Source organism: Nitratiruptor sp. YY09-18 (genome assembly GCF_016593235.1).
GTDB lineage: Bacteria > Campylobacterota > Campylobacteria > Campylobacterales > Nitratiruptoraceae > Nitratiruptor.
Genome location: NZ_AP023065.1, coordinates 580,242 through 592,255, shown reverse-complemented (window position 1 = coordinate 592,255; position 12,014 = coordinate 580,242). Strand labels below are relative to the sequence as shown.

11 protein-coding genes are annotated in these 12,014 nt (G+C 35.9%); 2 read left to right on the top strand and 9 right to left on the bottom strand.

Annotated elements, in window-relative coordinates; translation table 11 throughout:
• Positions 1–16: 16 nt before the first annotated feature.
• Positions 17–760, top strand: a complete 744-nt coding sequence (locus JG734_RS03320; RefSeq protein ID WP_201333610.1) for an EI24 domain-containing protein — start codon at positions 17–19, stop codon at positions 758–760.
• Here the strand turns inward: JG734_RS03320 and galE are convergent.
• Positions 753–1,760: a UDP-glucose 4-epimerase GalE gene (gene galE / locus JG734_RS03315; RefSeq protein ID WP_201333609.1), complete on the bottom strand. Its 1,008-nt coding sequence runs from the start codon at positions 1,758–1,760 to the stop codon at positions 753–755. The genes JG734_RS03320 and galE overlap by 8 nt on opposite strands.
• A gap of 45 nt (positions 1,761–1,805) precedes the next feature.
• On the opposite strand from galE, the gene JG734_RS03310 reads away from it, so the two are divergent.
• A complete protein-coding gene (locus JG734_RS03310) occupies positions 1,806–2,384 on the top strand; it encodes an acetyltransferase (protein WP_201333608.1) in 579 nt (192 codons plus the stop codon).
• Here the strand turns inward: JG734_RS03310 and JG734_RS03305 are convergent.
• The 8 genes from JG734_RS03305 to JG734_RS03270 are packed head-to-tail and all read right to left on the bottom strand — an operon-like array spanning position 2,368 to position 12,005.
• A complete protein-coding gene (locus tag JG734_RS03305) occupies positions 2,368–2,973 on the bottom strand; it encodes a sugar transferase (RefSeq protein WP_201333607.1) in 606 nt (201 codons plus the stop codon). The genes JG734_RS03310 and JG734_RS03305 overlap by 17 nt on opposite strands.
• A complete protein-coding gene (locus JG734_RS03300) occupies positions 2,966–4,093 on the bottom strand; it encodes a glycosyltransferase family 4 protein (protein ID WP_201333606.1) in 1,128 nt (375 codons plus the stop codon). The genes JG734_RS03305 and JG734_RS03300 overlap by 8 nt, the downstream gene beginning before the upstream one ends.
• Positions 4,090–6,207, bottom strand: a complete 2,118-nt coding sequence (locus JG734_RS03295) for an STT3 domain-containing protein (protein WP_201333605.1) — start codon at positions 6,205–6,207, stop codon at positions 4,090–4,092. Before JG734_RS03295 ends, JG734_RS03300 begins: the two co-directional genes overlap by 4 nt.
• Positions 6,188–7,279, bottom strand: coding sequence for a glycosyltransferase family 4 protein (locus JG734_RS03290; protein ID WP_201333604.1), 1,092 nt, complete (start codon positions 7,277–7,279; stop codon positions 6,188–6,190). The genes JG734_RS03295 and JG734_RS03290 overlap by 20 nt, the downstream gene beginning before the upstream one ends.
• Entirely contained in the window at positions 7,276–9,105 is a 1,830-nt protein-coding gene (gene asnB, locus JG734_RS03285; RefSeq protein ID WP_201333603.1) for an asparagine synthase (glutamine-hydrolyzing), read from the bottom strand. The genes JG734_RS03290 and asnB overlap by 4 nt, the downstream gene beginning before the upstream one ends.
• Positions 9,090–10,208 carry a glycosyltransferase gene (locus JG734_RS03280; protein ID WP_201333602.1) on the bottom strand — a complete coding sequence of 373 codons (1,119 nt, stop codon included), beginning with the start codon at positions 10,206–10,208 and terminating at the stop codon, positions 9,090–9,092. Before JG734_RS03280 ends, asnB begins: the two co-directional genes overlap by 16 nt.
• On the bottom strand, positions 10,201–11,256 hold the full coding sequence (locus JG734_RS03275) for a glycosyltransferase family 4 protein (RefSeq protein WP_201333601.1): 1,056 nt from the start codon (positions 11,254–11,256) through the stop codon (positions 10,201–10,203). Before JG734_RS03275 ends, JG734_RS03280 begins: the two co-directional genes overlap by 8 nt.
• Positions 11,253–12,005, bottom strand: coding sequence for a bifunctional 2-polyprenyl-6-hydroxyphenol methylase/3-demethylubiquinol 3-O-methyltransferase UbiG (locus JG734_RS03270; protein ID WP_201333600.1), 753 nt, complete (start codon positions 12,003–12,005; stop codon positions 11,253–11,255). Before JG734_RS03270 ends, JG734_RS03275 begins: the two co-directional genes overlap by 4 nt.
• Positions 12,006–12,014: the final 9 nt, after the last annotated feature.

Genomic DNA, 12,014 nt, shown 5'->3' with positions numbered 1-12,014 from the left:
TATAAAAAGGAAAACGATGCAAAAGTCGATATTTGTTATAGCTTTAGAAGATTTTTTGACTAAAAAATTTCTCACAATCACATTTTTGCCATTTTTTATCTCTCTCGTTCTACTGGGAATACTCTTTTACGGCTCTTTTTCACAGCTCTTTGAGCTTCTATCATCTTTGGCACTAAATCCAGATGCCATCAATGACCCACAGATAGCGCAATTTGCCCAAGAGCATCACTGGCTTGCAGCCATAGCATCGAGCACAATTTTTCACTATATATTTGGAGCACTCTTTGCGATTCTTGGTACACTCCTTGCAGTTCTCATCTCTACTGCAGTTGCAACGATGGTGATGGGATTTTTCATCCCTACAATTGTGCGTGAGATTCATAAACGCCATTATGCACATCTTGAACTTGGCAAGGGGCTCAGTATCTTGGAGTACTTGTGGCTCTTAGTGACAGTTTTTTTCAAAGCGATAGGAGTTTTTATCCTCACACTCTTCGTTTATTTTATACCTCTGCTCAATGCAGTTGCAGTCAATATTCCCTTTTACTACTTTTTCCACTCACTCTATGTCCTCGATGTTGGAGGCGAAATATATAGCAAAAATGAACTCATGCAAGTGCTCAAAAAGCATAGACCCAAAATCATGGGCACTACGCTCATACTCTACCTCATTACACTCATACCGTTTGCAGGTATGCTCTTGCAAGTATATTTTGTATCAGTTTTAGCACATCTCTTTTTTAGACTTAAGTCTAGCTAAGACTCTTTTCCCACTCCAGCGCAGTTTTGCAAATAAGCTCCAAATCATTAAATTTTGGCTGCCAGTTCGTAGCCTTTTGGAGCTTTTGTGAATTTGCTATGAGCATAGCAGGATCGCCAGCTCTGCGACCTATAATCTCTACTCTAAAATCATTCCCACTCACTCTCTTCATAGTATCTATCACCTCTTTGACACTATAACCTCTGCCATACCCTACATTAAAAACATCGCTCTCATGATTATCCAGAAAATCTAATGCTTCAAGATGCGCAAGAGCAAGATCGTCTACATGGATATAGTCGCGGATACATGTGCCATCTGGTGTAGGATAATCATCGCCGAAAATATACATCTTCTCTCGTTTACCAAGAGCTGTCTCTGCAGCAACTTTGATGAGGTGTGTAGCATTTTTGGTAGATTGCCCAATCTTTCCACCCACATCAGCTCCTGCCACATTGAAATAGCGAAGTGCAACATATTTGAAACCACCATATGCTTTGGCACTATCTGCCAAAACCTGCTCGCTCATAAGTTTACTGTGGCCATAAGGATTGATTGGTGAAGTCTCATCCTCTTCAGTGATCCCAGTATCAGGGATTGAGTCTGGCTCGCCATAGACTGCAGCAGTAGAGGAGAATATAAATTTTCCAACTCCACTCTTTACAGCAGCTTTTATGAGATTTGCAGTATTGGCAGTGTTATTGAGGTAGTATTTAAGAGGATTTTCAACTGACTCTGGCACTACAAGAGCAGCTGCAAAATGGATGATTGCATCAAACTTCTTTTGCTCCAAAAGTTTCCTTACCGCATCCCAGTCTGAGAGATCGAGTTTGATAAAATCTACATCTCCATAAAACTCTTTGAGCCTCTCAATCGTCTCGGCAAAGCCTGTGGAGAGATTATCAACTATTGTAATTTCGTAGCCACCACGTTTGAGCAGTTCTTTTGTTACATGAGAGCCAATATACCCAGCCCCACCCGTGATCAATATCTTTTGCATTAAAATTCCTTTAGGATTTTTGATTATTTTAGCTAAAATAATCTTATGAAAAAGATAGGTATATATGGCGCAAGCGGGCATGGAAAAGTAGTAGCCGATATCGCTTCACTTTTAGGATATACGTATATTTTCATTGATGACGGAAAGAATGAATATATCGATTTTGCAACTTATCAAAAAAGGTATAACTACCCAATAGCTTGGGGCATTGGAGATAATGCGACAAGAGCCGCCCTTGCTCAAAGAGTAAGCGAACAGATCACTCTCATACATCCGCAAGCTATGGTATCAAACTCAGCTAAAATTGCTCCAGGGTGCGTAGTGATGGCTGGCGTAGTGATCAATGCAGATGCTAAGATTGGAGAAGGGACTATCATTAACACTGGATCAATTATCGAGCATGACTGCAAAATAGGCAAATTTTGCCATATCGCTCCAAACTGTGCACTCGCAGGTGGTGTAGAGGTAGATAATCGTAGCTTCATAGGAATTGGAAGCTGTGTGATACCCCAGATAAAAATTGGCAAAGAGAGTATCATAGGAGCTGGATCAGTTGTGCTCAAAGATGTTCCACCAAAAGTTATTGCTTATGGCAATCCCGCAAAAATCAAGGGTTACCTCTAAATTTCTCCATCGTAGCACTCTTTTGTGAACTTATCCCCTCTCTTTTCAAAACTTTTATAAATGTTAGCCACAAAATTTTAAGATCAAGTAAAAAAGAGCAGTGGTCTACGTACCAAACATCATAGACAAATCTTGTCTGCCAATCCAAAAGATTGCGTCCATTGACCTGCGCCCAGCCTGTGACTCCTGGTTTGACATCGTGTCTGCGCATCTGCTCTTTGTTATAGAGTGGCAGATACTCTTTGAGAAGTGGTCGAGGGCCAACGAAACTCATATCTCCTTTGAGGATGTTCAAGAGTTGTGGCAGTTCATCAAGACTGAGTGTGCGGATTATTTTGCCAATACCTTTGAGGCGCTTCTCATCAGGCAAGAGATTGCCCTGGGCATCTTTCTCATTTGTCATTGTGCGAAATTTGTATATTTTAAAAATTTTTCCTCTATAACCGGGACGCTCTTGGATAAAGAGAATCGGTCTTCCATCCCAAAAATATATCAATAGAGCCACGATGATCATAACAGGTGCAAAAAGAATTAGAAGAATAGAAGCGAGTATACGATCCAAAAGAGGCTTAAAAAATTTCCTATACATTAAGAGCCCTTTTATAGAGTGCTACATATGCATCTACTACTTTTTCAAGAGCAAACTCCTCTTCGACCATTTTTCTCCCGTTTTTACCAAATTTTTGACGCAGATTTTCATCTTCTATAAGTAACTTTATTTTATTAGTCAAACTCTCTATATCTTTTATTGGCACCAAAAAACCGTTATATCCATCTTTGACCACATCACGACACCCAACAGTATCAGTAGCAATGAGTGGCTTTGCCAAAGAGGCTGCTTCTAAAAGTGTGCGAGGTAAGCCCTCACGATAACTAGGCAATACAAAAATATCGCAAGCTGCTATCCATCTATGAATATCATCTTGGTGTCCTGCGTAATGAACAAAATCTTGTTTGAGAAAATCTTCAGAAACAGATGAAGGGTTATCAGGATATGTCCCCCCTACATAGACAAAAACCGCTTCATTGTGAAGTCTCTTTGCCGCTTCATAAAACTCTTTAACCCCTTTGTGCCATATAGCTCTGCCAACCATCATAATAATAGGTTTACCAGATGGTGAGAGCTCTTTTTTTAACTTGCTTGCATCGATATTTAGCGGATCGAAAAAATTGGTATCGATCCCGACACTCTTTATGATATGCGCTTTTTCTTGTGAAATAATCTTTTTTTGTATGAGATATTTTGGATCATCATTATTGACAAATACCGCACCTACACTCAAAGAAAATGCTGCTTTGTAGAGCCTCTCTATCATGAATCTCACTAATTTCACGCGCATACTATCTTCTATATAAAATGATCCCAATCCCTCTACAAGATTCAAAATATGAGGAACTTTTGCAAAGTAGCCGGCAAATGTGCCATAAATGTTTGGTTTGACAGTAAATGTATGCAAAATGTCTAGTTGGAGAGGTTTTATAGCTTTATAGAGATTATATATTACTTTGAGCTCTTTAAAAGGATTGAGACTTCCCCTCTCTATCTCATAGTGCACCGTCTTTATCCCTTCTTTTGTAAAGAGAGGCAAGTAGTCACCCTTTGGTGCTATTGCATAGACCTCCCATCCCTCATTTTTGAGTCTTTGCATGATGGGAAGGCGAAAAAGATAGAGGTTCCAATCAATGTGCGATACAAAACCGATTCTCATTTTTTAAGCTTGTAAATTTTTACCATTGGATCGATTATAACAGGTTCAAACAGATTGCTTTCATAATTATCAAAGAAAAACATCTGTATATATGTACTCTCAAAGAGACTATTATCCAATATAACTATTTTTTGCATCTGCGGCAGATAGAGCACATTGAGATATCCTGTGGGATAGAGAGTCTGGATCTTTGGATTTGCATTACCCTCTTTATCAAATACTACTGTAGCAAATCGTGCAAGTGGAAGTTTTTTAGCACCTAAAAGAAGCATACCTTTTTTCAAATCTATCTTCAAGCCATTACCAAGTACTAAAAAATTACCATTTTCAAAAAAGCGGCGTGATTGATAGAAAAATATCTCACCCTCTCTACCAGTTGCTAGATCAATCTTGCTAAATTTCGCAACAGTTGGAAAGATATCAAGCATACGCAGAGGCAGATAGTAAAAGATATTCTCTTTTACTTGAGGAAGTGGAATTGGATTTTGGATAAATTCCAAGAAATCTTTTGGATTTTTAATCTTGTAGTATTCCATCATTGCTTCTATGTATGTTTTATTTTGTATATTGTTTTTGTAAAACTCTTCGGTAAAATAGACATCAAGCACAGACATGTTGTAGCTTGCCTGCTGATTTGGGGTAGTAAGAGCAAAACTAACAGGAAAATTCACATCCCCACTATGTTTGCCACCATCTACAAGCGTTTTGACATCTGCATAGTATCTGATTGGATATCCATAATCCCACCATGTAAGCACATAATCCTCTCTTTGAGCTATTTTTTTAAACTTTTTGAGAATATCTATTTCGTGGGCTGAAAATACTGGAGGTGTGAGATAGCGTTTTGCATGGATATAGTTGGGGTAGATAAGTGCTGCAATGGCAAGAAGACCTATACCAAAATATACACTTCGAGAAAGAGTACGATTTTTTATAAATTTTGCAAGAAACTGCGCAACAAGGACTATAACGTAAGCATCTCCCAATGCAAAAAATGGCACAGCAAAGATTGTAAAACGCAATCCCCCCCAATGCGCATAGAGTCCCAATCCAACCATTGCAAGTGAGACGAGAAGTTTTGGATTGCGAATAAGCAATAAAATATAACCTACCAATCCCAAAACAAATCCAATGTAGCTCCCACTAATACGATGAATCACAGTATCCCAGCCAATATGACTCGCCTCTCTTACAGTATTTATCACACCATAAAAATGCAGATGCTCCTCAGTTGTTACACTGCTACGTACAAAATAGACATTGTGTAACAGCTGTTTCATCCAACTAAAACCACCCAATAAAAGATACAGAAGCACACCAATGAGTACAGCATAGATAATATGATTTTTTACTATGTTTTCATAGCGCCAAAATCCAAGATTCGCTGCAAATATAAAAATTATTTTATAAAGAGATGGAATATCAAAGAGAGGAATGAGTAATAGCAGGAGATAGATAAAATTTCTTTTTGTGTGATCAAATATTGCAATATAAAGAACCGTCAAAACAAATGTAGCTATTGCAATATTTAAAAGTCCTGCATGCCACCAGATACCAAGAGTAAAAAAGAGAGGAGCTATCCAAAAATCTCTAAAGTCTTTAGTACGTAATGCCCGCACAATCCCCCATATTCCCATAAGTGGCAAAACGATGACAAGCATATCTGTATCATAGTATCCATACATTGTCCTATGATAGTAGCTCCATGTTATGGGAGCAAGGAGTGCAGCCAAAAATCCCATAAAAGTATTGCCAAGCTCATACCCTATAAGGATGAGAGGAATAGTAAGAAGGCTCCCTAGAATTCCTGGAAGAAAAAAGATAAGATTATCAAAATTTGCTCCTGTAATTTGAGCGATTATGGCTGTCAGTTTTGAAGCAGCATAATTAACGGGAGAAAGGTCGTTTGGCTCGTGGTGGCCTGCGAGGATATCCCTTGCACCCTCAGCCCAGTAGTATCCATCATTGTTATTGAGAATATAGAATTTTCCATGATAGGTAATATCCATAAATTGGGGCATTACATCGAGATAGATTTGACGAAACCATATACTAAAAAGCGTCGCTACAATCATTGCAACTATGAGATAAAACTTATCCTTTTGTATACTCATCAATTACTTCCTTCCAACTATCAAAAATTTTATCGATTGCAAAATCTTTGGCACGCATTTTTGCCCTTTTGCTAAGCTGTTTGCGCAAATTTTTATCTTGATAAATTTTTTGCATACTTTTTATTAAGGCATCTTTATCATTATTTGGAATAAGTATACCCAATTTCCCTTCTTCTAAAATTTCGGCTGGACCACTCTTACAATCAGTTGCAATGACTGGCAAACCACATGCCATGGCTTCAACCAAAACATTGGGGAAGCCTTCGCTTCTTGATGTCAGTAAAAAACAGTCTGCATTTTTAAGATAAGAAAACACATTCTTTTGCACACCCAAAAAGTGGACTTTCTCTCCAATTCCTAACTCTTTAGCCCTTGCGGTAAGTTTTGATCGCAAAGGACCATCACCAATTATCACTAATTGTGCATCCAAACCACTATGTGCTAAAGCTTCAATTTGGAGTATCTGATTTTTATATTCATCGATTCTTCCAACTGTAATAAATGTAAATTTCTCATACCTCTTTGCATTTTGACAAAGTTTTTCGATCTGTGCAAGATCAAACATATTATAAATAGTCTGTATCTTTTTTATATAAAAGTTCTTTTCAAGGTCTTTGCGATTGGCATCGGCATTTGCAATCACCATATCTGCACGTGGGTAGAGAAAACGGATAAGCCACCTGCTCACAAATCCTTGCAAACCTTGATAATAAGTCGAAGGAGTTCCTCGCTCGCTCACTATGATTTTGGCTCTATTGCCAAAAAATCGGGAGAGTATATTGATGTAGTTTGGGCGATTCATAAAAGATATGGAAATATCAGCATTACATAGTTTGGCATACTTTTTTGCTAATGGTAATAATTTTGCAAATTTTTTATATGGAGACAAAAAGAGTGGTGCATTATCGAGTATATGAAGCTTAATAGCAGAATCAAGATCATAAAAAATCTTATCGTACACCAAAAAGAGCTCTACTTCATACCCATCATTTGCTAATCTGTTTGCAAGGAGCGAAGCCTGTCTCTCAGCACCTCCACTTCCAAGAGAGTAGAGCAAAATCGCTACTTTCAATAGTACCTTTCCTTCCACATCTTATAAACTAATACAAACCAGAGTTTATTGACATTGACATACCTTCCCTCTTTGAAACTTTGTAGAAGTGCTCTTGGATACTCCATATCAATAATCTCATCTTCATAGAAATAGCGCTCAAACAAAGCTGCAAGATCGCTGCGAAACCACTCAAACATGGGTATACCAAATCCCATCTTTTTGCGATATATCAGCTCTTTTGGTAAATAGCGCTCCAAAACCTTTTTAAGTATATATTTGCTCTGGCCATTTCTATATTTCAAATCAAATGAAATAGTAGCACTATATTCGATTATTTTATTATCCAGTAGTGGCTCTCTTCCTTCTATTGAGTTTATCATAGTAGCTCTATCCACTTTGACCAAAATATCATTTGGCAAATAGTTATAAAAATCCCATAGCATCATCCCCTGCATTGGGTGAATTTGCTCACCAAATGCAAAGGCATCTTTTGAAATATTTGAAGGCGGTACCAATCCCAAGCACCTCATATCTTCTCTATAATTTTTTAAAATTGCATCATAAATTTGTGCCCAGCTATCAGCTTGAAAGAGCTCTTGCAAAAATTCGAGTTTATGCTCTATATTTTTTATAGGAATTTTGCTCAAACAGGGTTTGCAGGCGTGCAGAGCTTTTGCAAAAATCTTGTGAGCAGGAATTTTTTGCAGTTTTTTACCAAGATGATAGCTCCACCAATATCTTTCATATCCACAAAAGAGTTCGTCTCCTCCATCAGCACTTAAGACTACCTTGACACCATTCTCTTTTGCTATTCTTGAGACTAAAAATGTAGGTATTCCACTACTATCTCCAAAAGGTTCATCATAAATTTCGTGAAATTTTTCTAATAATATCTCTTTTGCTTCATTGATACCAAGAATATATTCAGTATGATTTGATTGGATATGATTAGCCACCTTTTTGGCATAGAGGGCTTCATTATATTTTTGCTCTTTGAATCCAATAGTAAAAGTGTGGATATTGCCGTAATGTTTTTGCAAAATTGCACTCACCAAACTACTATCCACACCCCCACTCAAAAAGACTCCGACATCCACATCACTTACCATACGATACTTGATACCTTCAGTCAAAACCTCTTCTAACTCATCAATTATCTCTTCTTCACTCTTTGCTGCGATTTTAAAATAGTCCTCATATTTCCAATAGTTTTGCAAAGTCAACTTTTTATTCTTTAGATCAAACTCCAAAAAATGGGCAGGAAGGAGTTTTTTGACCCCTTCAAAAATAGATCTATCGTGAGTGATATATCCGTATGCAAAGAATTGAGCAAGAGCAACTTTATCTATTGGAAATTTTTTATATTTTCTCAAGGCCCTCAGTTCACTTGCAAAAACAAAATCCTTGCCATCAAAATAGTAATAGAGCGGTTTTACACCAACTCTGTCGCGACAAAGGGTGATTTTTTGGTGTGCTTTATCATAAAGAGCAAAGGCGAACATACCTCTTAGTTTTTCCACACACTCTTTACCCCATTTATGAAAAGCTTTGAGCAAAACTTCACTGTCACTGTTTGAAATAAAGCTATAGCCATATTTTTCAAGCTCTTTTCTAATCTCTTTAAAGTTGTAAATCTCTCCATTATAAATCAACACAAGATTTTCAAACTCCATAGGTTGATGGCCGTGAGAGGAAAGATCAAGAATGGAGAGCCTCACATGTCCCAAAGAGATACTATCATTTGCATAGACTCCCTTATCATCAGGGCCTCTGTAATGGATAGTTTGGAGCATCTCATCCAGGAGTGCAGCATTGTTAAAATTATAGCCTACGATTCCACACATTTGCGTATCTCATCTTCTGTTTTTTGTACCATCTTTTCAAGTGAGAAATTCTCCACTATTCTCTTCCTACTGCATTTTCCAAGTTCTTGCAAATCTCTATCAAACATCATTTCAATTTTTTCTACCAAATCTTCTACATTTCGAGGCTGTGCCACCTCCCCGCACTCTCCTACTATGATTTTGCTATCACCAACATCAGTGACCACACAGGGTACTTCGCAAGCCATTGCTTCAGCAATAGTATTGCTAAACCCTTCCCCAAAAGAAGAAGAGACATAAATATCAAAACCGCTGTAGAAATTCTCTACATCTCTTTGTTTTCCAAGCCATATGAATCTGCTCTCATTAAATTCGCCAAGGATATTTTCACATGCTTGCTTTATTGTACTATCACCATCACCTATTACAAAGAACTTAACGTTTTTATATTTTTGTAAAATCTTCATGGCAGCTTTTGTAAATATAGGATATCCTTTCATATGATCAATCCTTGCAACCATTCCGATAGCTTTCTGGGCTTCCCTCATATTATACTTTTGCCTAAACTCTTCCCTTTTCATTGCATCTTTTTTAAATTTTTGTATATCTATCCCGTTATACACTACAACAGCTCTATCCATTGCAAAACCTTGCTTTTTATGAAACTCTATACTTGCATGGGAATTAGCAATGATTTTATCTACTTTTTTGGAATATTTTTTTTGAAGCCAAAAGAGAAATTGGGATAGTTTTCCATATTTTGACAGATCCATATTGGCAGCCCGAAAGCCCCAAATAAGTTTTGGTGTTTTAGGCTTGCACCAGTAAGAAAAGAGATTCATCTCACCTAAAAATGAATAAATCACATGAGGATCAAACTCCTCCAACACACTTTTGTATTTCCAATAAAATTTGAAAAAATCGTATCTTCCTTTTTTTTCTAAATTGATATACTTTATGTTAGGAATAGCTTTTACCTCATTTTCTTGCACTCCTCCATACATTGTGCAAACTAGGATATCAAATTTTGATTTATCTATATGTTTGACAAGTTCAATAAACTGTCTCTCTGCCCCACCAATGTCAAGAGAGCGAATTGCAAGAATAAGTTTAACCTTACGCACCTATAACTTCCTCTATCACTTCTTCCCACTCGCTAGCGATTCTTTTGATATTATATTTTTCTCGCACGTTTACTGCTTCTTTGGACAATTTTTCTCTCAAATTTTTATCATCAATCAGTTTTTGCATCGTTTCTACTAATGCATCAATATTTTGATCTTCTACTAAAATTCCATTTTTCCCATTCTCTATAATTTCTCTTGGACCATAGGGACAATCAAAGCTTATAGAGGCACATCCGCTTCCCATAGCTTCTAATAACACATTTGGAAATCCCTCTTTTTTAGAGGATAAAACAAATAGCGAAGCTTTTGCGTACCAATCAAATATATCTTTTTGCTTTCCTATCAAAAAGACCTTTTTCTCTAAAGAGAGTTTTCTTATCAAATTTTCCAAATTTTTTCTCTCACTACCTTCTCCAGCAATTACCAGTTTCCAATCACTCTTTATTTTTGCAAAAGCTTTTATCAAACTATCAAAACCCTTTTGCTTCTCTAGTCTCCCTACAGCTAATACTATTTTTTCTTTATTATTTTGAATTTGAGGAATATTTATAGGATTATAAATAACCTTTACATTTTTTAAAAATTTGTAATTTTTTCTGTCCTCTTTTGTCTGTGTTATCAATAAATCTGCCATAGGATATACGACTCTTCTTAAAAAATATAACATTTTTGATTGGTAAAAACCATAAGCAATTCTTTCACAGATAATGATTTTTTGCTTCTGAATCTTTGATGCGATTGTAGATAAAATATTTGTGTGTGTCATAAAACTAATATTTACATCTGCATCGATTGTATGAAGAGTTTTAGTCAAAACAAAAATTCTGTTAAATGTATTTTTGATAGTTTCAAGACTATTCTTTGATTTTTTTAAAAGATCTAATTGTACAAGTTTTATATTTTTCTCTAACGAATAAAAAGGCTCATCTTTTGAAAATGTTACTATATAAACTTCATGTCTCTTAGCTAATTCATTAGCAATGAGAGTTGCAACTCTCTCGGCTCCTCCGCTACCAAGTGATGAGATAATAAAAGCTATTTTCATATTTTTTTGCCAATATAAATAACATAAGGAGAGTTATATACAGAATCTAATCGTAACTTGGAAAATTTATAAAAATAATAAAATAGTTTTCCTGGTATGGCAAAAATCTTTCTCACAATATCTTCGTTTTTGATTCCATCAATATTAACTACACCAAATTGATACAATCCAAAATAATCACAAAAAAGAGTTGAATACCCATTCTTTTCATGAGCTTTAAGAAGATCGTCTTTAGTATACGGTATATGTATATCATAGACTCTTTTATTAAATCTCTTTTGCAAAAAACCAACAATTCCATTCATATTTGGTATCACAGTAATTATTATTCCATTATCTTTTATATACTTTTTGGTATGAGCAATACTATTTTCTAAATTTTCAAAATGTTCAAAAACACCAAAAGATGTCAATATATCAAATTTTTCTCCCTCATAATTACCAAATAAATCTTGATAAAAGATATTTGCTTCATAGCCCATTTCATTGTAAATTTGTTTAGTTTTTATGATAGAACTTTTTTCGTAATCAAATCCATTGATCTTATATCCAAATTTATCATGAAAACAGAGTAAATATGGAGACATAGCACAACCAATTTCACATATGCTCTTTTGACTATTATATTCCAAATAATATTTGAATAATTGATGAAGTAAAGAGTATGTATAATAGTTCGTATCTATTTTGTGAATATCGCTTTTTTGATCCCAAATCTTTTCCCAATATTGTTCACCAGCTTTATCCATTCTTCTTTA